Below are 23,475 nucleotides of genomic sequence, written 5' to 3'. Positions count from 1 at the left end.
CGTTCCCTATTTCGCTTTCTGCCCTTCCCGTAACCGCCGTTCGCGGGCGGCGGCGATCGCTCGGTCGATGATCAAGGCCGCTGCGCGATGATCATCGAACACCATGTCGATCTCGATGACACGGCACGCCGCTAACAGCTCGTCAGCCCGGCCGTGATGGCCGATGAGGCGGACATAGTCCTTGGAGGTGGTGACGATCTCCAGGCCATCCCGAGCGGCGATATCGAGAATGTCGGCTATGTCGTCTTCGCCCAGATGTTCGTGATCGCCGAAGGTACGGCTGACGGCAATGCTGGCCCCCAATGACTCGACCGTGCGGAAGAATTTGGTGGGATCGGCGATGCCGGCAAAGGCGAGGACATTGCGCCCGCGCAGATCCTCCTGGCCGCGCACCTTGATCGATGCCGAGAAGAACGGTTTTCCGGCTCTTGCTGCCATGCGCACGAGCCGGTCGGCGGCGTTACCTTCGCCGACTTTCAACAGAGCCGAGGCATAGCGCAATTGCGTCCGCAGCGGCGCACGCACCGGGCCGCCGGGAACGAGATGGCCGTTGCCGATGCCTCTCGTCGCATCGATGACGACCAGAGCATAGTCGATGGCGACTTGCGCACTCTGGAAGCCGTCGTCCATGATGATGAGATCGGCGCCCTCGCGCACCAGCCGCTCCGCGCCCTCCAAACGGCGGCGCGAGATCACCGTCAATGCCTCACCGGCGAGCAGCAGCGGCTCGTCGCCGACTGCGGTGGCGTGATGGTGGTGCGGATCGACCACGGTCGTCACATCCAACGAACCACCATAACCGCGGCTAAGGAAGCCCGGCTTCAATCCCTTCGCCTTGGCGGCACGGGCGATCGTCAGCGCTGTCGGTGTCTTGCCGGCGCCGCCGACCGTGAAATTGCCGACGCAGATGACCGGTACCGGAACGGAAGCACGGCGACCATGCACCATGCGATGGCCGGCAATGCGGCCGTATAAGAAGGAAAAGGGCGAAAGGCCCCAAGCGCGCCAATCCGGCTTCCGCCACCAGAACGGCGGTGCTTCCGATACCATAATCTAATCCCGCCTTGCGCCCGCTCTTGCCCCTATATCTCAGCAAGGCCGCAAGAAAGGGCAGATCGGACGAAAAAGCAAGCCTTTGCGTTGGCTACACCGGTTGAGCAACCGGCAGCAGGCTTTCCAGCTCGGTGATGTCATTCAGGCAATAGTCGGAAGCCGCAAGCGATTCACGCGATCCGGTGCCGGTCAGCACGCCGACCGTCAGGCCCGCACCGGCATTGTGCCCCATGTGCAGATCGTGATTGTTGTCGCCGACGACGGCGATTTGCGAAGGCGAAAGGCCCGTCGCTGCGCAGAAGCCGAGCACCATGCCGGGCTCCGGCTTGGTGCCGAAACCGCTGTCGTAACCCGCGATAAAGTCGAGATAATCGAGAAAGCCGAAGCGGCGCGCCGTCTGGCGGATGGAGCGCTCATTGTCGCTGGAAGCAACGCCCAGCCTATAGCCGCGCTCGTGCAGGCGGCGGAAGAAACCGGCGAGATCAGTGACCGGCGCGGAGAAGTCGGCGGCATGGGAAAATAGCGCATCGAGCTTTTCCGTCAGCTCCATCACATCCACCATGGAGCCGGCGGCGACAAGACCCTCGGAAATCTGGCGGGTATTGCCGGCGGCGAGCAGGCTGTCGGGCACGATATGGCCGGTGACCGGGTCCATGCCGCAGGCCAGAAGCAAATGATCGGCAAGCGCGGCATCACCCTGGGCCGCAATGCTGGCAAGTTCGCGATTGACCGGCAGCCAGCTCGCATCATAGTCGAGCAGCGTGCCGTCCTTGTCGAAGAGAATGCCCGCGATCGCACCCAGCTTGATCGATGTCATGTAGAGCCCCTTATCCCTGCGCCATCGTCTTCGGCAGCAACCGCGCCTTCACCGTCAGCGGGTTGATGTAGGGTTCCAATCCCTTGATGGTCGCCGCCAGCGCCCCGCGCATCTCGTGCACGGCGACGTAGCCGGCATCGATCATGTCGCGTCGCACCGCATCGTTGGTCAACAGGTAATGCACGCCCCTCGCCAGCATCTCGGTGTCGCGCACCATGCGTGCGCTGCCGCGACGGGCGAGCAGTTGATAGGCGTCGCGGAAATTCTGGACGTGAGCGCCCGTCAGGATGGCGCAGCCGAGCATGGCCGGTTCCAGGGGGTTCTGTCCGCCCTCATTGAGCAGCGACTTGCCCATGAAGGCGACTTCGGTCATGCGCAAATAGAGGCCCATTTCGCCGATCGTGTCGCCAAGGAAGATATCGACATCGGGCGACAACACATCGTTGCGGGTGCGGCGCGCCACCTTCAGCCCCTGCTCGGTCAGCATCGCTTCGATTGCGTCGCAGCGTTCGGGATGGCGCGGCACGATGATGGTCAATTGGCCATTATGCTCCTTCAGCGTCTTGTGGACGATGGCGGCGGCATTCTCCTCGCCTTCGAAGGTCGAGACGGCAGCCCAGGTCTTGCGGGCGCCGATCTGCTTCATGTAGCTGGCAAGGGTCGGCGCGTCATAGGGTGGCGCGTCGGTATCTACCTTGAGATTGCCAGACTTGATCACCTGCCGCGCACTGAGATCGCGATAGCGCTCAGCGTCGAGATCGGATTGCGCGACGACCAGTGCGAGGTTTTCGAACAGCGCTTCCGACAGTGCCGGATGCCGGCTCCAGCGGGCAAAGGAGCGATCCGACAATCGGGCATTGACGAGGATCTGCGGGATGCGCCGGCGGCCGAGTTCCATGATGGTCATCGGCCAGATCTCGGATTCGGCGATGATGGTGCAATCGGGCTGCCAATATTCAAGGAAGCGACTGACGGCCGGCTGCAGGTCGAGCGGCACATATTGGTGGATGACCTCGTCGCCGAGACGCTCCTGCGTCACCTTGGCCGAGGTGATGGTTCCCGTGGTCAGAATGACGTGGATGTMGCGGCGGCGGATTTCGCGGATCAGCGGAATGACTGCCGAGGTCTCGCCGACGCTTGCGGCATGAAACCAGACGAGCGGCCCCTGCGGACGGTTGGCGCTCGCATAGCCGAAACGCTCCAACCGACGGGAACGGTCTTCCTTGCCCTTGGCGGCGCGGACGGTAAGGTACGTCCCGACGAGGGGATAGACTGCAATCCCGCCAAAGCGGTAGGCACCCAAAGCGAGGCGCGCCCTAAGGCTGCTCATCTCGATTGCCTCCGATCCAAGCTGATCGTCATCGATGCCAAATCCCACTCATTCCACGGCCGAAAGTTCGGCCGATTCTTCGTTCTGATTGCGTCAAAAATACTGCGCCATAGCCGGATTAAAAACGAGAACACCGTCCGGACGGGAACATCAAATATTAAATGGGCAAAACGCGACCTTAGGAGGAAGCCTTTTCCTGTGGATCGAGCAAACGATGCAGATGGACGATGAAATAACGCATGTGGGCGTTGTCGACTGTCTGCTGCGCCTTCGACTTCCAAGCTGTCAGCGCACTCGCATAGTCGGGATACATGCCGACAATATCGAGTTCGTTCAGATTGCGGAACTGTACTTCTTCGAGATTTTCCAGTTCCCCGCCGAATACGAGGTGCAGGAGTTGCTTTTTGTCGCTGGTAACAGTCATTTTCGTCTCTTTCTGCTGTCATCCCCCTCTACTCTTCCTCTGAGGGATTTTGACCAAAAGGTCAACCGTTTCGTCTGTGGGAGAGCTGGCGCAGGAATTCCGGTAGCCGTGCCGACGACGCGCCGCAGAGTTCGCCATGCGAGACATCGGCGCGATTGTAGTTGAGCGGATGGCCGAAGAGATCGACCAGCGCCCCGCCTGCCCGCTCCAAAATGAGATCGGCGGCGGCGACATCCCAGTCATGAGAATTGCGTTTGACGATCGTTCCTTCCAACCGGCCATCGGCAACCATAGCCAAACGATAGGCGAGCGAGGGCACATGCTTTGCCCGTTCGACCGTCTTGCGGAAATCCGGATCGAAGCCGCTCAACATATCCTCACCGGCGGCGAGCCTGTGGATATCATGTTCCGGCCTGTCGGACACTGCGATCGGCTTGCCATTTTTCAGCGCCGGGCCGTCAGCCGTTGCAACGAACAATTCCTCCAGTGCCGGCGCATAGAGTACACCCGCCGTCGGGCGCCCATTGGTCACCACCGCGACGCTGACGCACCAGAGTTCTAGCCCGGACAGAAACCCGCGCGTGCCGTCGATCGGATCGACGACGAAGAGGGTCTCATGCGACAGCCGCTCGGCATCGTCGTCGGTCTCTTCCGAAAGCCAGCCATAGTCCGGCCGTGCGGGACGCAGGATGGCGGCGAGCTTTTCGTTGGCCGCGAAATCGGCGGCGCTGACGGGGGAACGCCCCTCGTTCTTCCACCAGACTTCCGGCGATTGGCGGAAAAAGCTGAGAGCGATATCGCCCGCTTGGCGTGCCGCTTCAACGATCAGATCAAGATCGTTCAATTGGCCGACTGCGTCTCTATCGCTCATTGCGAAATTCCAATCTCCGTCTCAGCGCCCAGCGAGCGTCATGCCTTCGATGGCGAGCGTCGGAGCTGCGACGCCGAAATCGCGATCGATATCGCTTGCCGGCGTCACACGCATGAACATGTCCTTGAGGTTGGAGGCGATCGTCACCTCCGACACAGGGAACGTCAGTTCGCCGTTCTCGATCCAGAAACCGGTGGCGCCGCGGCTGTATTCGCCGGTAATCATATTGACGCCCTGGCCGATCAGCTCAGTGACGTAGAAGCCGTTGCCGACATTGCGGATCAGCTCTTCTGGGGAAATATCGCCCGGCTCCAGCGCCAGATTGGTCGAGGACGGGGAAACGGCCGTGCCGCCACGCGATCCGCGGCCATTGGTCTTGAGACCGCCGATCTCGCGCGCCGCCGACGTGGACAGGAACCAATGCTTCAGCACGCCGTCCTCGATCATCACCAGGCGCTTGCCCGAAACGCCTTCGCCGTCGAAGGGACGCGAGGCAGGGCCGCGCACGATCAAGGGATCGTCGGTGATCGACAGGCCGGCCTTCAGCACCTGCTCGCCCATCTTGTCACGCAGGAAACTGGTCTTGCGTGCGACGGAGGCACCGTTGATCGCACCGGCGATATKACCGACGAAGCCGCGCGCCACGCGCGGATCGAAAACGACGGTCACATTCTTGCCGGTCGGAACCTGGCGCGGATTGACGCGCTTGACCACCCGCTCGCCGGCACGGCGGCCAATCTCCTCGGCTGCGTCCAACTCGGCGAAATAGAGGCGGCTGTCGAAATCATAGTCACGCTCCATGCCGGTGCCTTCGCCGGCGATGACGCTGACGGAGCGGCTGAAGCGCGAGCCCATATAATGACCGGCAAAACCATGCGACGTCACAAGCACCATGCCGCCCATTCCGGCGGATGCGCCCGCACCCGAGGAATTGCTGACGCCGGGAACGGCGAGTGCCGCCTCTTCCATCGCAAGGGCTGCCTCGCGCAGTTGAACCGACGAGACCTCGGTCGGATCGAAGAGTTCGAGATCGGGATAGGTCTTGGCGAGATCGGCTTCGTCTGCGAGGCAAGCGAATGGATCTTCCGGCGAGACCTTTGCCATGGCGACGGCGCGTTCGGCCAGGGCCTGCAGGTCGAAGCCGGGATTGGCCGAGACATTGGCAACGCGGTTGCCGACAAACACCCTCAACGAAAAATCATCGCTTTCGGAGGATTCGGTGCCCTCGACCTTGCCGAGGCGGACGCTGACGGATTGCGCCCGCGAGCGCACAACAACGGCATCGGCCGCATCCGCACCGGCTTTCCGGGCGAGGTCTATCAATTGGCTGGCGCGGGAAAGCAGAGTGGCGGAATCGATTTCTGAAGACATGATTTGGCCTTTCCTTCGCGTTCCATTTATTGTGCACTACATAAAGCATCAAGGGCGGCCACGCCGATTCTTGTCCGAATGTCTTCACGCATGGTTGTTTCTGATGGCTATGCGCTGCAACACCGCCTGCCCCACAGAAAGAAACAGACGATGTCCGCGCCCAATGCCCTCTTTACCGAAACCCTGATGCTGCTCGGAGGCGCCGTCGTCACTGCGCCGATCTTCAAGAAACTGGGGCTCGGCACCGTGCTCGGCTATCTCGCCGCCGGCGTTGTGATCGGCCCGGTGCTGCATGGTATTGGCGATGGCGAATCCGTGCTGGCCGTCGCCGAACTCGGTGTCGTCTTCCTGCTGTTCATCATTGGCCTGGAGTTGAAGCCATCGCGCCTATGGCAGATGCGGCGCGACATTTTCGGCCTCGGCACGGCGCAGGTGATCTTGACCGGACTGGCGCTGACGCTCGCCGCCTATCTCGCAAACATTACCGGCTGGCGCGGCAGCATCATCGTCGGCTTCGGCTTGGCGTTGTCCTCCACGGCCTTTGCCATGCAGATCCTGGAGCAGGAGGGCGACGTCAACACGAAATACGGCCAGCGTTCCTTTTCCATGCTGTTACTGCAGGACCTGGCGATCGTGCCGCTGCTGGCGCTGATCACCGTTCTCGGCGGACCGACGCAGGTTTCCAATCCGATTCTAGACCTTGCCATCGCCCTCGGCGCCGTCGCGGCGATGATCATTGCGGGCCGTTATCTGCTGACGCCGCTGTTCCAGGTCATCGCCCGCACCGGCGCGCGCGAGGCGATGATTGCCGCCGCCCTGTTCGTCGTCATGGGATCGGCAACCCTGATGCAGCTTGCCGGCCTTTCCATGGCAATGGGCGCCTTTCTCTCCGGCGTGATGCTGGCCGAATCCTCCTATCGCCATGAGCTGGAGGCGGATATCGAGCCGTTCCGCGGCGTGCTGCTCGCTATCTTCTTCATCGCTGTCGGCCTGTCGCTGAAGCTGGATGTCATTGCCGACAATTGGCTGCTGATCGTGCTCGCCGTGCCGGTCGTCATGATCATCAAGGGCGTCATCATCTATGCGCTCTGCCGCGCGACCGGCTCCTCGCATAACGACGCCATTCGGATCGCCTGCCTGCTTCCTCAGGGCGGTGAATTCGGTTTCGTGCTCTTCAGCGCGGCCAGCATCGGCGGGGGGCTCTTTTCCGCCAGCACGGCATCGCTGCTGATCGCGATCGTGACGCTCTCCATGGCGCTGACGCCGCTCGGCGCTGCACTTTCGAAGCGCATGCTGACCGGCGATGCGCATGAGGAGCTGGACGAGGATTTCGAGGGGGCCGGCTCGGACGTGCTGATGATCGGCTTCTCGCGTTTCGGCCAGATCGCCGCGCAGATCCTGCTTGCCGGCGGCCGCGACGTCACCGTCATCGACTTTTCCGCCGACCGCATCCGCCAGGCCTCCAACTTCGGCTTCCGCATCTATTTCGGCGATGGCACCCGCAAGGATGTGTTGCGTTCGGCCGGCATCGATCGGGCCAAGCTCGTCGTGGTCAGCACGCATCAGCGCGAAATCACCGACAAGATCGTCGAACTGGTGCAGACGGACTATCCGCATGCCCGCATCTTCGTCCGCTCCTACGACCGCATTCACTCGATCGCGCTGCGCAACAAGGGCATCGATTACGAGCTGCGCGAAACGCTGGAATCCGGCCTGCTCTTCGGCCGCCGCACGCTGGAAGCCCTCGGCGTCAGCGAGGCCGAAGCTTTCGAGATCGGCGAGGATATCCGCAAGCGCGACGAGCAGCGGCTGGAACTGCAGGCAAGCGAAGGATTGCAGGCCGGGCGCGACATGCTCTACTCACGGCCTGTCAGGCCGGAGCCGCTGGTCAAACCGAAGCGCGCCGCCGATATTTTCAGCGACGACGACGATCTCTCCGCCATGCCGGCGGAGGAGCCGGAGCGGGCTTAGTTCTTCGCGGTCATCACGCGGTCGAGGGCGAATTTCAGTTCGTCCTTGACGCCGGCCGACATCGCGAGAATGTCGCGGGCCTTCAGGAAATCGAGCACGCCGGTGCGGCCGATAGTCGGGCGCAGGAAGATTTGGGGTGCAAGCAGCCGCAGCTTCAACGCGATGTTGGACTGCATCGTCAGTTGTCCGGCACCGAACAGGCTCTCGATGCGGTTCGGGATATGGGTGCCATCACCTTCCGGTCCGCCGACGACGTCGATGCCGATGAGGATATCGGCAAGTCCGGCCAGATGCTCGTAAGGAACCGGATTCATGATGCCGCCATCGATCATGACGCGCTCGCCGACCTTGACCGGCATGAAGACGGCGGGAATGGCGGCTGAGGCGGCCAGCACCGGAAAAAGCTCGCCTTTTTCGGTCACCACCTCGTTCTGATCATAATAATCCGTCGTCACCACCTTCAGCGGGATATGCAGCTCGGAGAAATCCTCCGGAAAGGTGGAGGGCAAGAAAGCGCGCAGGATGCGTTCCAGATTGAACTGGCCGATCCGGAAGCTACGCATGTTCGGGGGCCGCAGGCTCCAGATCTTGTTCAGCACAGCCGGGCGGTTGCCGACGGTGGCGAGCGTATAGTCGCGGATCTCCGCACCGCTCATGCCGGCTGCCATGGCAGCGCCCATGATCGAGCCGATGGAGGCGCCGGCGATCGCGACAGGACGGATGCCGAGCTCGTCCAAGGCTTCGATGATATGGATATGGGCAAGTCCACGGGCACCACCGCAGCCGAAGGCGACCGCGACGCTCGGCGTGCTCGATGTCGCGAGCGTATAGTCGCTCCCAACAAAATCGGCGTAGTCGCCCATGTTCCTCTCCCTCCGCCGCTAGGCTTGCCGCGGCTGATAACGGAAGAAATGCATTTTACTGTCGCCGAAAGTCCGCTCTTCGAGAAAAAGAAAATCCGGTGCGACGGCAACCGTGACATCGGCGCGTTCTTCCAGAATCGCCAAGGCTCCCGGCACCAGCCAGCCGCCGGCAGCGGCAGCGGCGAAGGCCTTCTCGCCCAGACCCTTGCCATAGGGCGGATCGGCGAAGAGAAAATCGAAAGGCTCCAGATTGCCGACGCTGCCCAGATCTGTCGCGTCGCGCCTCAACATGCGCGTGCGGCCGTGCAGGCCGAGGGCATCGATGTTTTCCCAGAGCAGACCACGACCCTCGACGCTGCTTTCGACGAAAAGCACATGGCGGCAACCGCGCGACGCAGCTTCGAGCCCGACCGCGCCGGTGCCGGCAAAGATATCCATCATCCGCGTGCCGTCGATGGCCGCAGAATAGGCATGGCTCAATATATTGAACAGACTTTCGCGCGTGCGGTCCGCCGTCGGACGAATGTCGTTCGACTTCGGCACCGCAAGCGACCGACCGCGAAATTCACCGCCGACGATCCGCACCGCGCGTTAACCTCTTCCGCCCTTGGGGCCGCCCTTGCCGGAACCGCCGCGATTTGGGCCGCCGCGGCTGGGACCGCCACGACCGGGACCGCCGGACGGACGACCGCCGCCACCGGGCTTACCCGAGAAGCCGCGTGCACCGCCGGGCTTTCCACCCGGCTTGCCGCCAAAGGACTTTCCTCCACCCGGCTTCTTGCCGAAGGGCTTACCTGCGGGGCGGTCACCGTAAGAACGCTCGCCCTGCGGACGGTCACTGCGAGGACGTTCGTCTCCCTCAGCGCGCGGTCGACGATCACCACGAGGTTTGTCGCCAAAAGGCCGATCACCACGCGGCGGACGATCACCGAAGGGGCGATCACCGCGAGGACGCTCGGAGCGCTGCTCACCATCGAAAGATCTGGCGCGCGGACGCTCGTCCCCTTCGGCGCGCGGGCGACGATCACCACGCGGTTTGTCACCAAAAGGCCGATCACCACGCGGCGGGCGATCACCGAAGGGACGATCACCGCGAGGACGTTCGGAGCGGGCTTCGCCCTGGAAGGATTTTGTGCGGGGGCGGTCACCGCCCTCCGACCGCGAGCCACGTTCGCCGCGCGGACGGTCACCAAACKACCGATCGCCGCGGGGTTTGTCGCCAAAAGATCTCTCGCCACGTGGACGGTCGGAGCGCTTGCGGTCAAAACCCTCATCATCGCCACGCGACCTGCGCGGAGCTTCTTCGCTCGAACGAATCCATTCGCCGTCACCCTCGTCGACGCGGTTGATCCGAACGCGCGGGCCTTCATCCGGGCGGTCGAAGCCGCTGCGCTGTGGGCGCTCCGTCTCGCCACGCTTGGCGGCGGTTTTTGCATTCTTGGCGGCCTTCAGCGCTGCCTTTTCGCCGAGCGGACGGGCGCCGGGCGCCATCCAGACATTGGCGCTGCGGCGCGGGGCGAGCGGCTGCCGCTTCGGACGGTCGTCCTCGCCATGGCGCGAACCTTCGCGACGATCGTCCATACGGCGGCCACTTTCGCGGCGGTCGTCGCGCTTGGTGTCGAGACGGCTCAGCGCACGCTCGCGCTTGTCCTCGGGCCGCTCGCGGCGCGGACGTTCCTCTTTCGCGGCGCGGGCTGGCTTAGCGTCCGCCTCGTCGTCGGCKGCGGCAGCGGCCGACGTATTGTAAAGCGGCGCATCGAAATTCGCCTTGGCGTCTTCCACCAGACGGGGGCCGAGCTGATCGCGCAATGTGCGGCCGCGCACTTCCAGCACCCGGCCTTCCGGCAGCTCGCCGAGCTGGAACGGGCCGTAGGAAATACGGATCAGGCGGTTGACCTCCAGGCCAAGCGCGCCGAGCACGTTCTTGATTTCGCGGTTCTTGCCTTCGCGCAGGCCCATCGTGATCCAGACGTTGGAGCCCTGCGTGCGGTCGAGCGTCGCCTCGATCGAGCCGTAGAGCACGCCATCGACGGCGATGCCTTCCTTCAGCTTGTCCAAAGCTTCCTGATCGATCTCGCCATGGGCGCGCACGCGGTAGCGGCGCAGCCAGCCGGTGGTCGGCAGTTCCAAAACGCGGGCAAGGCCGCCGTCATTGGTCAGCAACAGCAGGCCTTCGGTGTTGATGTCGAGACGACCGATCGACATGACGCGCGGCAGCTCTTCCGGCAGATTGTCGAAGACCGTCGGACGCCCTTCCGGATCGGCATTGGTGGTCACCAGGCCGGCCGGCTTGTGATAAAGCCACAGGCGCGTGCGCTCGATGCCGCGGATCGGTACGCCATCCACTTCGATCTTGTCGGCGAGCGTCACGTTGACGACCGGCGTATCCAGCAGCACGCCGTTCAGCGTCACGCGGCCGTCCATGATCATGCGCTCGATGTCGCGGCGCGATGCCACGCCGGCGCGCGCCATCACCTTGGAAATGCGCTCGGCTTTTCCATCTCCGCCGTCTGCCTCTGCCGCCACTTTGGCGGGCGCAGCCTTCATCGGCTTGGCGTCGTCGCGTGACTTCGCCGGCTTCGTCTTGGCATCGCGGGTAAAGGGTTTGGACCCAGGCCGCTTGGGCTTGTCATTCATTGTCATTTGTTGTTTGCCTGAATTTTTAAGGCGTGTTCCTATCAGGTCACGCCCCCGCGGTTAAGTGGAAAATCTTAAATGGTGAATACAAATCACTTCATGGAGCTGGCGCTCGCCGAAGCGCGAAGCGCCGGCGCGCGTGGTGAAGTGCCGATCGGGGCCGTCCTCGTGCTCGACCATGCCGTCGTCGCCAAGGCCGGCAACCGCACCCGGGAACTCAACGACGTCACCGCACATGCCGAAATCGCCGTGATCCGCATGGCCTGCGTGTCACTCGGCCAGGAGCGGCTGACGGGTGCCGATCTTTATGTGACGCTGGAGCCATGCACCATGTGCGCGGCCGCCATCTCATTTGCTCGCATCCGCCGCCTCTATTACGGCGCGGAAGATCCGAAGGGCGGCGGGGTCGATAACGGCGTGCGCTTCTATCGCCAGCCGACCTGCCACCACGCACCGGACGTCTATTCGGGCATGGCCGAGCAAGATGCGGCCGACATTCTCAGGGAATTCTTCCAGCAAAAGCGTATAGAAGACTAGAGTGGCTCAGCGTTTCGCGGAATCGCTTTCCCGCTCTATTCCTTTGCTTTTACGCATTCCGGACGGAAAACCGATTCGCACTTTTCCTGGAATTGTTCTAAAAAGCGGCGGTTTTGACCGCCGCCACAGCTAGAAAAGACTTATTGGAAAGGCTTCCACCAACTGCTGTTGTTGGACTGCTGCGCGGCCTCGGCGTCCTTCTTGCGCTGCTTTTCCTTCTTGCTCTCGGGTGTGCCGAGATCGTTCAGCGCTGCCTCATCGGTGACCTGACGATATTGCTGCGGCGGGTCGATCAGGTAGCGGCGCTGATCGATATAGGTGCCGTCCTGATCCTGGCGCGCGGCGCGATAGGCGGCCGTCTGCTGCGCTTCGCTCACACGGTTGCGGCCGCTGTCGGCCTGAGCGAGCGGAGAGCGATAGTTGACATTGTTCTTGTTCTGATCGGCTTCGTCCGCCAGACGCTTGCGCGAATCTTCCGGCGATTCCAGCCAGGCCGGATTATCCTTGCTGGCGAGCGACTGCTGCGGCGAGGTCAGGCTTTCCCTGTCCTTGTCGGCGGGAAGCACCAGGCCCGGACGGTTCGGATATTTTACACCCTTGTCCTTCGGCGTGGCGGCCGAAACGGAAGCGATGTCGCTGATGTCGTCGAAGAGCTGCTCGCCGGCCGTCTTGTCCGTGCCGTAACGCGGGCTGCTCATGCAGCCGGACATCAGACCGCAGCCAATCACGAGTGCCGCCAAGCTGACGCCGACACGAACCCTATGCATCGCTCTCATGAATACCCTTCCCAGCCAAGCCGGTACAACTATCGCAGAACCCCATTCACGGCAACTGCCGCCAAAATCGGGCCATTTTCAGGCAGCTTTTACCGGATGAACGCCCCAAAGGCAATTCATCCGGTAATTTTCTTCAGTTGACAGCCATCAACTCGCGCAAGGCGGCCGCATCGCGCGCCGAAACCTCGGGATATTCCGGGTCGGAACCGACATCGGTGGTGATGCGCCAGGAGCGTGCGCACTTGCGGCCTTCGGCCAGCTTCGGCACGACGGTCACCCTGGCGGCGTCATCCAGACKGAACGCATCGGAGGGGCCTTCGCCGCCCTTGATGGTGATATCGGAGGTGATGCAGATTTCCGCGAAATCCTGACCTTCCAGCACCTTCAGCAGCTCCGGATCGGCGATATGGACGACGGGCGCGGCTTCCAGCGAGGAGCCGATGCGCTTGTCCTTGCGCTCGATTTCCAGAGCGCCGGTGACGACGCTGCGCACGGCGCGGATCTTCTTCCACTTCTCGGCCAGCACCTCGTTCTTCCATTCGCTGGGAATGGTGACGAACTGTTCGAGATGCACCGAGACGGCCTGTGGATTACGCGACAGCCACGCTTCTTCCGTCGTGAACGGCAGCATCGGCGCCAACCAGGTCACCATGCAATCGAAGATCGTGCGGATGACGGCCAGCGCTGCACGGCGGCGCAGGCTCGACGGCGCGTCGCAATAAAGCGTATCCTTGCGGACATCGAAATAGAAGGCCGAAAGCTCGACATTCGAAAAATCGATGAGAGCACGGGCGATGCGCTTGAAGTCGAAGGCGTCATAGCTTTCGCGCACCAGCTCGTCGAGTTCCGCAAGACGGTGCAGCATGAGCTGTTCCAGCTCCGGCATATCGGCAGGGGCTATCACCTCGCCCTTATCATGCGCGAGTGTGCCGAGCATCCAGCGGATAGTGTTGCGCAGCTTGCGGTAGGCGTCGATGTTGGTCTGGATGATCGTCTTGCCGACGCGCAGATCCTCGGCATAGTCCGATGTCATGACCCACAGGCGCAGAATGTCGGCGCCGGCATCCTTCATCACCTCCTGCGGCGAGGTGACGTTGCCCTTGGACTTCGACATTTTCTCGCCCTTCTCGTCCATGGTGAAACCATGGGTGAGAACGGTGTCGTAAGGCGCGCGGCCGCGCGTTGCAGCGCTTTCGAGCAGCGACGAATGGAACCAGCCGCGATGCTGGTCCGAGCCTTCGAGATAGAGGTCCGCCGGCCATTTCAGGTCCGGACGGTCTTCCAGCGTGAAGGTGTGGGTCGAGCCCGAGTCGAACCAGACATCGAGGATGTCCATGACCTGCGTCCACGGCTCATTGGCCTTTTCGCCGAGGAAGCGCTCGCGCGCACCTTCGCCAAACCAGGCATCGGCGCCTTCCTTCTCGAAGGCCTCGAGGATGCGGACGTCGACGCCCTCGTCCTGCAGGATCTGGCCATCGTCATCGACGAAGATGCAGATCGGCACGCCCCAGGCGCGCTGGCGCGACAGAACCCAGTCCGGGCGCTGCTCAATCATAGCGCGCAGGCGATTCTGGCCGGCGGCGGGCACGAAACGCGTATCGTCGATCGCCTTGAGGGCGCGCGAACGCAGCGTCGTGCCATCGGCAAGGTCCTTGTCCATATAGACGAACCATTGCGGCGTGTTGCGGAAGATGACCGGCTTCTTCGAACGCCAGGAATGCGGATAGGAATGCTTCAGCCTCCCCCGCGCGAACAGCGTGTTCGTCTCGATCAGGGCCTTGGTGACCAGCTCGTTGGCATTGCCCTTCTTGCCATTGTCATCCATGACGCGGCCGCCTTCGAAGCCGGGGGCATCGGCGGTGTAGAAGCCGGCGTCATCGACCGGGAACGGGATGCGGGAGGAGATGCCACGCGCTTCAATCTGGCGGGCATGGCTCGTCCAAGCATCGAAGTCCTCGCGGCCGTGGCTGGGAGCCGTATGCACGAAACCAGTACCGGCATCGTCGGTGACATGATCGCCGTCGAGCAACGGAACTTTGAAGTCGTAGCCGAGCGAGGCCAGCGGATGGGCGCAGGTGATCGCAGCCAGATCGTCGGCAGTCACGTCGCGCAGGCGCTTGTACTGCAGCTTCGCCTTGGCAAAGGATTCCTCGGCAAGCTTGTCGGCAAAGATCAGCTTTTCGCCCGGACGCGGGCCGAAATCGTTCGCGGCTTCCGTCACTTCGTAGAGGCCGTAGGACACACGCGACGAATAGGAGATCGCCCGGTTGCCGGGGATCGTCCAGGGCGTGGTCGTCCAGATAACGACGAAAGCACCGGCAAGTGCGGCCGGACCTTCGACGACTGGGAACTTCACCCAGATCGTGTCGCTCTCGACATCGGCATATTCGACTTCGGCTTCCGCCAGCGCTGTACGCTCGACCACGGACCACATGATCGGCTTGGAGCCTCGATAGAGCTGGCCGCTGCGGGCGATCTTCAAGAGTTCGCCGGCGATGCGGGATTCCGCATGGAAGTTCATCGTCAGATAGGGATTGTCGAAATCCCCTGTGATGCCGAGGCGCCTGAACTCCTCGGACTGGATCTTGATCCAGCCGGCGGCGAAGTCACGGCATTCCTGGCGGAATTCGTTGACCGGAACCTCGTCCTTGTTCTTGCCCTTCTCGCGGTATTTTTCCTCGATCTTCCATTCGATCGGCAGACCGTGGCAGTCCCAACCCGGAACATAATTGCTGTCATAGCCGCGCATCTGGAACGAGCGGGTGATGACGTCCTTGAGGATCTTGTTGAGCGCGTGGCCGATGTGGATGTTGCCGTTGGCATAGGGCGGGCCGTCATGCAGCACGAATTTTTCGCGCCCGGCGGCCGAAGCGCGCAGCTTCTTGTAGAGGTCCATTTCCTGCCAGCGCTTGACCAGCTCCGGCTCCTTTTGCGGCAGGCCGGCGCGCATCGGGAAGTCGGTCTCGGGCAGGTAAAGGGTTTTCGAATAGTCGATCTTTTCAGCGGTATCGGTCATTGTTCTGACAATTGCCTCGGCGTCTCGGGCGTTTTGCGCCGGAAAGGCGCAGCCATATGGGGATTTTTCGGCGGCGGAAAGCGCCTCGGGAACAGGCGCCCAAAACCCGGACCTTCCGGCAACTTACAGCGCGCGGAAGGCCGGGCCAATAATTCGTATCGATGGGCTCAGCCGAAATTGGGTCATGGTTGGCGGTTCATAGGCGCTTTTTGCATGGAAAGAAAGAGGGATCAGCCGCCGCAAGGTATAGAAAAGCCGATCGGAGCTGGCCCAACAGGCTGTGCTGCTGCCCTGCGAACGTGGCGCTCAAGAAAAGGCGATGAACAGGTCGATGTCCCCAAGTGGCCGCACGCCGGCGAGGAGCGCCCTCGCCTCTTCCTCGTCCTTCCTGATCTGGGCGACCAGCGGGTCGAGGCCGTCGAACTTCAGTTCGGGCCGGAGATAGCCGAAGAAGGAGACGGAGCAGACCTGGCCATAGAGATCGCCGCTGAAGTCGAACACGAAGGTTTCGAGCAGCGGCGCGCCATTGTCGGTCACCGTCGGGCGCCGGCCATAGCTGGCTACTGCATCGCGAATGACGCCGTCGGCGGCGCGGAAGCGCACAGCGTAGATGCCGGCCTTTAACTGCACCTCGGGTGGCAACCGCATATTGGCAGTCGGGAAACCAAGCGAGCGGCCGAGTTTTTCGCCGCCGATGACCTCTGCTTCGACTGTGTAGCGATAGCCGAGCAGACCTGCGACCTCCGCCACCTCGCCTTCCGCCAGCAGTTCTCGGATGCGGCTTGACGAGACCACCTCGGCATTTTCATCGCGGTAAGCATCGATCAGCGTGACGCCGAAGCCGTTTTTGCTGCCGGCGTTCATCAGGAAAGCCGGGCCGCCCTGGCGGTCATGGCCGAAATGAAAATCGAAGCCGGTGACCACTTCCGACGCATGCAGCCAGTCGATCAGAATCGAATGGACAAATTCGTCGGCGGAACGCTGCGAAAAGGCACGGTCGAAGGGATATTCGATGACGGCATTGAAGCCGATTGCCTCCAGGAGGCGCGCCTTCAACGGCGCCGGCGTCAGGCGAAAAACAGGCTGATCGGGCTTGAAGACGGTTCGCGGATGCGGCTCGAAGGTCAGAACCAGCGCCGGCACGCCGCGCTCCCTGGCGATTTCCAGCGCGCGATCGAGTACGGATTGATGGCCGCGATGCACGCCGTCGAAATTGCCGATGGCAATGACGCCGCCTTTGAGATTATCCGGCAGCGGTTCGCGGGTCTCATTGCGATGGAAAACCGTCATCGGCTACCACTCTCCTCAGACAAGGCGCGGCATCCACCACTTCGGCGACGCCTGTTCGCGCGCCAGAAAGGCGCCAAGCGCTGCCTCGTCGGTGTGACCGTCGACAACATATTCGCGGGCATGAATGCCATGGCTTATATAAAGAAGATCGAGGCCGTAATCGAGCGCGCCGCGCACATCGGTCGGCATGCCGTCACCGATGGCGACAACGCGCGACAGCGGGAACTCGCCGCGCGCTTCGCGGGCGGCAGCAATCGAGGCATCGTAGATCGGCTGATGCGGTTTGCCGGCAATCCGCGTCTCGCCGCCGAGCCGATCGTAATAAGCGGCCATGGCGCCGGCGCAGGGGATCATGCGGTGGCCACGCTCGACAACGAGATCGGGATTGGCGCAGATCAACGGCACATTACGGGCCGACCAGGCCTTCAGCATGTCGGTATAGTCGTCGGGGGTCTCGGTTTCGTCATCGAAAAAGCCGGTGCAGACGATGCTCTCGGCCTCTTCAGCCTCGACGCGCACGACATCCAGCCCCTCGATGATGGCGATGTCGCGCTCGGGACCGAGCAGAAATACCTTTTTCGGACCCTCGGCAATTAGGCGGCGGGTAACGTCGCCGGAGGTGACGATGCGGTCATAGGCACTGTCGGGAACGCCGATCTCCCGCAGTTGCTGGACCACCTTCGGCGCCACGCGGGGAGAATTGGTGATGAGGACGACCGTCAGTCCTTCGGCCCGTGCAGCTTCCAGCGCAACCGGCGCGTCCTTATAGACGGAGACGCCGTTGTGCAGCACACCCCAGACATCGCAGAGCGCGACGTCATAAAGTTTGCCGATCTCGCGGAAGCTTTCGATACGCTGGCCCATGCAGTCCTCGTGGTCAAAGAAATCACGGGCTGACATCGCAAACCGGCCGGCAAATTACAAGAGCGGAGCTCAGGTTTTTGCATCGCACACAAACTGCGTTCGTTTCATCCCGCGAAGCGCAGCAGGCAACCGACCAAGGCAGATATGCCAAGCACGGTTGCCACCCCTGCCCGCTGACGGAAGACCAGCACAATGGCGAGAATGAAAAGCAAAAGCGCGGAAATATCCAAGGTAACCCAGGCTGGCCAGGCGACGGCAGCGATCGGAACATTCGCATAGTCGCCACCCTGAATCTTCACGCGATGGCTCAAAAGAATGAGCCGCCCGGTATCGGCGAAGAGCACATGCAGGCCGAACCAAACCGACAGATTGGCCATGACGCCGACGATCGCAGCCGTGATCGCGGCAAGAGCCGCCGACAGGCCAGAATGACCGCGCAGCCGCTCGATGAAAGGGGCGCCGGCGAAAATGAAAAGGAAGCTCGGCGTGAAAGTCGCCCATGCCGTGAGGCCGGCGCCGAGGAAGCCAGCGGTCAACGGATCGAAGCCGAAGGGGTTCCGGAAGCCGGCGATGAAGCCAACGAAACAGAGAACCAAGATCAGCGGTCCCGGCGTCGTCTCCGCCAGCGCCAAACCATCCAGCATCTCTCCCGGCCGCAGCCAGGCGTAATGCTGGACGGCGGTCTGCGCGACATAGGCAAGCACGGCATAGGCACCGCCGAAGGTAACGACGGCCATGCGGGAAAAAAAGGAGAAGATGGTGCCGAAGACATTGCTTCCGCCGCTGAGCGTTTCGGCGATGATGTCCCTCGGACCATCTATGGCTTGGATCAGCAACAGCGGCGCCTGCCAGATCACCAGCCAGCATAAGAGTGTGATAATGGCGGTCCGCAGGCGGTCACTTCGCAGCGCTCCAATGCCGATATTGGCGACGGCAGGCCGCGGCAACCGCGGCCGCCAGTGGTCATCCTGGTAAGCCCGATAGAGCACGCGGCTATAGCCCGAGAGGCCGGCCAAAAGCACCACCAACGGAAATGGCAGGTCAAAGACGAAGAGCAGAACGAAGCTTGCGATCGCGACCGCGATATGGAACCGCGTCTTCAAGGCCCGGCTGCTCAGCCGGATCAGCGCCTGCAGCACGATCGCCAGCACGCCGGCCTTGATGCCGAAAAAGACGGTCGCAAGCAGGGTTGTATCGTGAAACACGGCGTAGAAGGCCGATAGCGCCAGGATGACGGCGAAGCCCGGTAGGATGAACAGGAGCCCGGCTATCAGACCGCCGCGGATGCCGTGCTGCAGCCAGCCGATATAGGTGGCGAGCTGCTGTGCCTCGGGGCCCGGTAGCAGCATGCAATAGCTCAGCGCATGTAAAAAGCGCTCTTCATCGATCCAACGCTTCTCATCGACCAGGATGCGATGCATCAACGCGATCTGCCCGGCCGGGCCGCCGAAGCTCAATACGCCGATGCGCGCCCATATGCGTGTGGCCTCGCTGAGGGAGGGAGGCGCGGCGAGAGCGTCAACCAAAACGGTTTCGCTCACGATCTTTTAGCTCCATGCGAGACCCAATCATGCTTTTCCTGCGTCGCGTCGCGCGCCCAGCGATAAAGCGCGTCATAACACAACATGCCTGCATCCAACTGTTCGATGTCGTCAGCGTACATACGCGACAGTCCGAGCGAAATCGCAAGCAAGCCGGCCGCCTGCGGTTCGAGATCGGGCCGGTTGGTATCGGCGCCCCTGACGATGCGGGAAAGATGATGAAGCGCCGGGAGTTCGAGCCGGAATTCCTTGACCATCGTATCGAAAGTGCATTCCTCCTCGCGATGGCTCCAAAATACCCCCTCCACGTCGAAGGGCGTCGCGCCGAAACGTTCGGCAACACCGTCGACTTCCTGCGGCGTGACAAAGAGAAACGACGCGCCGGGATCAATGAAACGGCGGATCAGCCAAGGACAGGCGATGCGATCGATCTTCGGCCGGGCGCGGGTCACCCACACGGTTGCACCCGACGCATTGGCCCCGGGCAGGATCGAAACAGGGATCAATGGCAATCCGGCTGCCCGCCAGGCATCGAGGCCACCATCGAGGATTTCCGCCGCAGCGCCGGCCAACCGCAGCCAGGCGGCGACGCCTTCGCTGAGCTTGCCGCCATGCTGACAGAGGCAGACGACATTTCGGTCGCGAAATTCGGCGGCCCAAGCCTCGACGTTCTCATGATCCCGGCGTCGCGAGGCCGGCAGCAGATAAGGATCGGCATCGAAATCATCGGTGTCGCGAACGTCCAATATGGCGGGCGCTTTCGGCGTACCGAGCAGACGAAGAAGCTTTTCGGGGGTGATGGCGTTGAACGAAGTCATGTTACGTCCCTTCCAAAAGAGATGGACGCGAAACTCCGGCATGACGCCTCGTGGGGTATTCGCAAACCCCATACTTCAGATTTTCCGGCAAAAGCCGCGGCAAGTCAACGAAGAGCTGTCCGAAAAAATTCACGGACACATTCTTGACTCGTTTAGCGGCCAATCCTAAATCACCGTCCGCTAGCACTCGCTAAGGCAGAGTGCTAACAAAGCCCCATACGGATCCCCCGCTGATCCGTGAATGTCATTTGATCGAGGGATTAGACAATGGCAAGCACCAATTTCCGCCCCCTTCATGACCGTGTCGTCGTTCGTCGCGTCGAGTCGGAAGAAAAGACCAAGGGTGGCATCATCATTCCGGACACCGCCAAGGAAAAGCCGCAGGAAGGCGAAATCGTCGCCGTCGGCTCTGGCGCCCGCGATGAATCCGGCAAGGTCGTAGCACTCGACGTCAAGGTTGGCGATCGCGTTCTGTTCGGCAAGTGGTCCGGCACCGAAGTCAAGCTCAACGGCGAAGACCTTCTGATCATGAAGGAAGCCGACATCATGGGCATCATCGGCTAATCCGGCCGATTTCCCCTTTTCCGATAAAGCTGACGGGCCATAAACCCGGACAACGCGAATTCAGGAGTTTCAAACATGGCAGCTAAAGAAGTAAAATTCGGCCGCAGCGCCCGCGAAAAGATGCTTCGTGGCGTCGACATCCTCGCTGACGCAGTGAAGGTCACGCTCGGCCCGAAGGGTCGTAACGTCGTTATCGACAAGTCCTTCGGCGCTCCGCGCATCACCAAGGACGGCGTCACCGTCGCCAAGGAAATCGAACTCGAAGACAAGTTCGAAAACATGGGCGCTCAGATGGTCCGCGAAGTTGCTTCGAAGACCAATGACATCGCCGGCGACGGCACCACGACCGCAACCGTTCTCGCCCAGGCCATCGTTCGCGAAGGCGCCAAGGCTGTTGCAGCCGGCATGAATCCGATGGACCTGAAGCGCGGTATCGACCTCGCCGTTGCTGAAGTCGTCAAGGATCTCCAGGCCAAGGCCAAGAAGATCAACACTTCGGAAGAAGTCGCACAGGTCGGCACGATCTCGGCAAACGGCGAAAAGCAGATCGGTCTCGATATTGCTGAAGCCATGCAGAAGGTCGGCAACGAAGGCGTCATCACGGTTGAAGAAGCCAAGACCGCTGAAACCGAACTCGAAGTCGTCGAAGGCATGCAGTTCGACCGCGGCTACCTCAGCCCCTACTTCGTGACCAACCCGGAAAAGATGATCGCCGACCTCGAGGACGCGTTCATCCTCCTGCACGAGAAGAAGCTCTCGAACCTGCAGGCCATGCTCCCGGTTCTCGAAGCCGTCGTTCAGACCGGCAAGCCGCTGCTCATCATCGCTGAAGACGTCGAAGGCGAAGCTCTCGCAACGCTCGTCGTCAACAAGCTGCGCGGTGGTCTGAAGATTGCTGCCGTCAAGGCTCCGGGCTTCGGCGATCGCCGCAAGGCCATGCTGGAAGACATCGCCATCCTGACGGGCGGCACTGTCATCTCCGAAGATCTCGGCATCAAGCTCGAGTCTGTCACCCTCGACATGCTCGGCCGCGCCAAGAAGGTTTCGATCTCCAAGGAAAACACCACGATCGTCGACGGCGCTGGCGCCAAGTCCGACATCGAAGGCCGCGTTGCCCAGATCAAGGCTCAGATCGAAGAAACCACCTCCGACTACGACCGCGAAAAGCTGCAGGAACGTCTTGCCAAGCTCGCTGGCGGCGTTGCCGTTATCCGCGTTGGCGGTTCGACGGAAGTCGAAGTGAAGGAAAAGAAGGATCGCATCGACGACGCTCTCAACGCGACGCGCGCTGCTGTTCAGGAAGGCATCGTACCGGGCGGCGGCACAGCTCTGCTGCGTTCCTCCGTCAAGATCTCCGTCAAGGGTGAAAACGACGATCAGGAAGCCGGCGTCAACATCGTCCGTCGCGCTCTGCAGGCTCCTTGCCGCCAGATCGCTGAAAACGCTGGTGATGAAGCTTCCATCGTTGTCGGCAAGATCCTCGACAAGAACGAAGACAACTGGGGCTACAACGCTCAGACGGGCGTCTATGGCGACATGATCTCCATGGGCATCGTCGACCCGGTCAAGGTCGTTCGCACGGCTCTGCAGGACGCAGCTTCGGTTGCTTCGCTGCTGATCACCACCGAAGCCATGATCGCCGAGCTGCCGAAGAAGGACGCTCCGGCTATGCCGGGCGGCATGGGCGGCATGGGTGGAATGGACATGATGTGATAAGGCATTAGCCTTATTACGACTGTTCAATCCGGCATCCGGAATTGACGAAGGGCGGCTCTCGGGCCGCCCTTTTCATTTATGTTGAACCGGCTGCCACGCAAGTTTCAAAAGATATTGCAACTATGCAAATTTACGCAAATTGCCCCATTGCCGTTTTTATAAAAGCCCCTATAAATCGCAGCGCAATGATGTTCGAGGGATTGTTGCAGAGCACGTAAATTTTACTTGTTTTTGTTTCGCGTTAGCCGCAACAAAGCGTGATCCTAACCTTTTATATAGATTGCGCGCGTAGCTTCATTACTTGAAATGACTTGATAGATTGAATTGACGATCCGGAAGCACGCCTGGGCGTGAATGGATTCGGCGAAGGTGGGGTTTTGCCGGTCCATAGCTGTGCAACATGCAGAGCGGCGCTCCGCCCCATAATGCATGAAATTCGGTTGAAGCGCGCGCAGGGGAACCCGCGCCTCAGGGTGGGGAATATCTTGTTCAAGATCGCCAAAGCCAATCTTGCCGCGCCTTTCGCTCCGGGGTCGTTGGAGTTTAGCGGACATGGCCCTGATCTTCTGGCGCAGTTCTGCGTTTCCGAAGGTTGGACCGGCGATTTATCGAGCGGCGTCATCAAGCTTGGTCAATGGGGCACCATGCTGCATGGGTTGACCTCGTCCGAATGCGGCCTGTTGAGCCTGATGCATTGCTACGAAGCCCATGACCGCGCCCGCATCCTCGACCTGTTCGAGCAGGCAGCAACCGCATCCTCCAGCTTCTGCTACTCCACCACCGCACTCGGCGTCGGCGGGCATCGCCAACCTATCTTCTGCGTCGGTGAATCTATCGGCGCGGAAGGAAAACATGCCGGTAGCATGGTGGGCGTCTTCCTGTTTCCGCGCTTCAAACTCGAGCCKGGCAGCCAGTTGGCGAGCCGGCAATAGGGCATCGTTGTTGATGACAGTCAGGTGAGGTCTGTCACCGCCTCATCTCTGTGCCTGGCMCCTCACCCCCACCCCCTCCCCGCT

The 23,475-nt window shown here is 61.6% G+C and carries 20 protein-coding genes; 5 read left to right on the top strand and 15 right to left on the bottom strand.

The annotated features are described in order from the left end of the window. Positions 1–6: 6 nt before the first annotated feature. From lpxK to QD357_RS22200, 6 genes are all read right to left on the bottom strand, one after another. Complete coding sequence (gene lpxK / locus QD357_RS22225) at positions 7–1,050, bottom strand: tetraacyldisaccharide 4'-kinase (protein WP_107107158.1); 1,044 nt, start codon at positions 1,048–1,050, stop codon at positions 7–9. 94 nt (positions 1,051–1,144) lie between these two features. Next, complete coding sequence (locus QD357_RS22220) at positions 1,145–1,870, bottom strand: HAD family hydrolase (protein ID WP_107107157.1); 726 nt, start codon at positions 1,868–1,870, stop codon at positions 1,145–1,147. Positions 1,871–1,880: 10 nt separating this feature from the next. Continuing rightward, the gene (gene waaA, locus QD357_RS22215) at positions 1,881–3,200 is read right to left on the bottom strand and encodes a lipid IV(A) 3-deoxy-D-manno-octulosonic acid transferase (protein WP_414125035.1); all 1,320 of its coding nucleotides are present in this window, start codon (positions 3,198–3,200) and stop codon (positions 1,881–1,883) included. Between the two features lie 178 nt (positions 3,201–3,378). Then, positions 3,379–3,624 (bottom strand): DUF4170 domain-containing protein, encoded by a 246-nt coding sequence (locus QD357_RS22210; RefSeq protein WP_107107156.1) that lies wholly within the window; start codon positions 3,622–3,624, stop codon positions 3,379–3,381. Positions 3,625–3,685: 61 nt separating this feature from the next. Beyond that, positions 3,686–4,495 carry a 3'(2'),5'-bisphosphate nucleotidase CysQ gene (locus tag QD357_RS22205; RefSeq protein WP_107107155.1) on the bottom strand — a complete coding sequence of 270 codons (810 nt, stop codon included), beginning with the start codon at positions 4,493–4,495 and terminating at the stop codon, positions 3,686–3,688. Between the two features lie 21 nt (positions 4,496–4,516). Then, complete coding sequence (locus QD357_RS22200; RefSeq protein WP_414125034.1) at positions 4,517–5,866, bottom strand: TldD/PmbA family protein; 1,350 nt, start codon at positions 5,864–5,866, stop codon at positions 4,517–4,519. Positions 5,867–6,016: 150 nt separating this feature from the next. Here QD357_RS22200 and QD357_RS22195 point away from each other — a divergent pair, with 150 nt between their 5' ends. Further along, entirely contained in the window at positions 6,017–7,837 is a 1,821-nt protein-coding gene (locus tag QD357_RS22195; protein WP_107107153.1) for a monovalent cation:proton antiporter-2 (CPA2) family protein, read from the top strand. Here QD357_RS22195 and QD357_RS22190 read toward each other — a convergent pair. Genes QD357_RS22190 through QD357_RS22180 form a run of 3 tightly spaced genes read right to left on the bottom strand, consistent with a single transcriptional unit; the run spans position 7,834 to position 11,343 of the window. Further along, positions 7,834–8,700, bottom strand: coding sequence for a patatin-like phospholipase family protein (locus QD357_RS22190; protein WP_107107152.1), 867 nt, complete (start codon positions 8,698–8,700; stop codon positions 7,834–7,836). The genes QD357_RS22195 and QD357_RS22190 overlap by 4 nt on opposite strands. A gap of 18 nt (positions 8,701–8,718) precedes the next feature. Continuing rightward, positions 8,719–9,285 (bottom strand): 16S rRNA (guanine(966)-N(2))-methyltransferase RsmD, encoded by a 567-nt coding sequence (rsmD, locus tag QD357_RS22185; protein ID WP_107107151.1) that lies wholly within the window; start codon positions 9,283–9,285, stop codon positions 8,719–8,721. A gap of 6 nt (positions 9,286–9,291) precedes the next feature. Beyond that, positions 9,292–11,343, bottom strand: coding sequence for a pseudouridine synthase (locus tag QD357_RS22180; protein ID WP_414125033.1), 2,052 nt, complete (start codon positions 11,341–11,343; stop codon positions 9,292–9,294). 72 nt (positions 11,344–11,415) lie between these two features. On the opposite strand from QD357_RS22180, the gene QD357_RS22175 reads away from it, so the two are divergent. Continuing rightward, on the top strand, positions 11,416–11,874 hold the full coding sequence (locus tag QD357_RS22175; RefSeq protein WP_107107149.1) for a nucleoside deaminase: 459 nt from the start codon (positions 11,416–11,418) through the stop codon (positions 11,872–11,874). Between the two features lie 140 nt (positions 11,875–12,014). Here the strand turns inward: QD357_RS22175 and QD357_RS22170 are convergent, their stop codons facing one another. From QD357_RS22170 to QD357_RS22145, 6 genes are all read right to left on the bottom strand, one after another. Next, positions 12,015–12,650, bottom strand: coding sequence for a hypothetical protein (locus QD357_RS22170; protein WP_107107148.1), 636 nt, complete (start codon positions 12,648–12,650; stop codon positions 12,015–12,017). A 133-nt stretch (positions 12,651–12,783) separates the two neighbouring features. Next, positions 12,784–15,666: an isoleucine--tRNA ligase gene (gene ileS / locus QD357_RS22165; RefSeq protein ID WP_414125032.1), complete on the bottom strand. Its 2,883-nt coding sequence runs from the start codon at positions 15,664–15,666 to the stop codon at positions 12,784–12,786. A gap of 306 nt (positions 15,667–15,972) precedes the next feature. After that, positions 15,973–16,956 (bottom strand): bifunctional riboflavin kinase/FAD synthetase, encoded by a 984-nt coding sequence (locus QD357_RS22160; protein ID WP_107107146.1) that lies wholly within the window; start codon positions 16,954–16,956, stop codon positions 15,973–15,975. A 15-nt stretch (positions 16,957–16,971) separates the two neighbouring features. Further along, on the bottom strand, positions 16,972–17,820 hold the full coding sequence (locus QD357_RS22155) for a TIGR01459 family HAD-type hydrolase (RefSeq protein ID WP_107107145.1): 849 nt from the start codon (positions 17,818–17,820) through the stop codon (positions 16,972–16,974). Positions 17,821–17,924: 104 nt separating this feature from the next. Then, on the bottom strand, positions 17,925–19,361 hold the full coding sequence (chrA, locus tag QD357_RS22150; RefSeq protein WP_181316008.1) for a chromate efflux transporter: 1,437 nt from the start codon (positions 19,359–19,361) through the stop codon (positions 17,925–17,927). After that, positions 19,358–20,179, bottom strand: coding sequence for a chromate resistance protein ChrB domain-containing protein (locus tag QD357_RS22145; protein ID WP_107107143.1), 822 nt, complete (start codon positions 20,177–20,179; stop codon positions 19,358–19,360). The genes chrA and QD357_RS22145 overlap by 4 nt, the downstream gene beginning before the upstream one ends. A gap of 267 nt (positions 20,180–20,446) precedes the next feature. On the opposite strand from QD357_RS22145, the gene groES reads away from it, so the two are divergent. The 3 genes from groES to QD357_RS22130 all read left to right on the top strand — a co-directional run bounded on the left by groES (position 20,447) and on the right by QD357_RS22130 (position 23,391). Continuing rightward, the gene (gene groES, locus QD357_RS22140; protein ID WP_004109735.1) at positions 20,447–20,743 is read left to right on the top strand and encodes a co-chaperone GroES; all 297 of its coding nucleotides are present in this window, start codon (positions 20,447–20,449) and stop codon (positions 20,741–20,743) included. 75 nt (positions 20,744–20,818) lie between these two features. Then, entirely contained in the window at positions 20,819–22,456 is a 1,638-nt protein-coding gene (groL, locus tag QD357_RS22135; protein WP_107107142.1) for a chaperonin GroEL, read from the top strand. Positions 22,457–22,884: 428 nt separating this feature from the next. After that, positions 22,885–23,391: a hypothetical protein gene (locus QD357_RS22130; RefSeq protein WP_107107141.1), complete on the top strand. Its 507-nt coding sequence runs from the start codon at positions 22,885–22,887 to the stop codon at positions 23,389–23,391. Positions 23,392–23,475: the final 84 nt, after the last annotated feature.

Source organism: Rhizobium sp. BR 317 (assembly GCF_047445835.1).
GTDB classification, from domain to species: Bacteria; Pseudomonadota; Alphaproteobacteria; order Rhizobiales; family Rhizobiaceae; genus Rhizobium; species Rhizobium paranaense.
The sequence above is the reverse complement of the archived record's forward strand: the minus strand, read 5'-3'. Positions and strand labels throughout refer to the sequence as shown.

Coding starts and splice junctions, on each gene's coding strand:
- lpxK (WP_107107158.1), bottom strand. CDS start 1,050: ATGGTATCGGAAGCACCGCCGTTCTGGTGGCGGAAGCCGGATTGGCGC.
- QD357_RS22220 (WP_107107157.1), bottom strand. CDS start 1,870: ATGACATCGATCAAGCTGGGTGCGATCGCGGGCATTCTCTTCGACAAG.
- QD357_RS22210 (WP_107107156.1), bottom strand. CDS start 3,624: ATGACTGTTACCAGCGACAAAAAGCAACTCCTGCACCTCGTATTCGGC.
- QD357_RS22205 (WP_107107155.1), bottom strand. CDS start 4,495: ATGAGCGATAGAGACGCAGTCGGCCAATTGAACGATCTTGATCTGATC.
- QD357_RS22195 (WP_107107153.1), top strand. CDS start 6,017: ATGTCCGCGCCCAATGCCCTCTTTACCGAAACCCTGATGCTGCTCGGA.
- QD357_RS22190 (WP_107107152.1), bottom strand. CDS start 8,700: ATGGGCGACTACGCCGATTTTGTTGGGAGCGACTATACGCTCGCGACA.
- QD357_RS22175 (WP_107107149.1), top strand. CDS start 11,416: ATGGTGAATACAAATCACTTCATGGAGCTGGCGCTCGCCGAAGCGCGA.
- QD357_RS22170 (WP_107107148.1), bottom strand. CDS start 12,650: ATGAGAGCGATGCATAGGGTTCGTGTCGGCGTCAGCTTGGCGGCACTC.
- QD357_RS22160 (WP_107107146.1), bottom strand. CDS start 16,956: ATGACGGTTTTCCATCGCAATGAGACCCGCGAACCGCTGCCGGATAAT.
- QD357_RS22155 (WP_107107145.1), bottom strand. CDS start 17,820: ATGGGCCAGCGTATCGAAAGCTTCCGCGAGATCGGCAAACTTTATGAC.
- QD357_RS22145 (WP_107107143.1), bottom strand. CDS start 20,179: ATGACTTCGTTCAACGCCATCACCCCCGAAAAGCTTCTTCGTCTGCTC.
- groES (WP_004109735.1), top strand. CDS start 20,447: ATGGCAAGCACCAATTTCCGCCCCCTTCATGACCGTGTCGTCGTTCGT.
- groL (WP_107107142.1), top strand. CDS start 20,819: ATGGCAGCTAAAGAAGTAAAATTCGGCCGCAGCGCCCGCGAAAAGATG.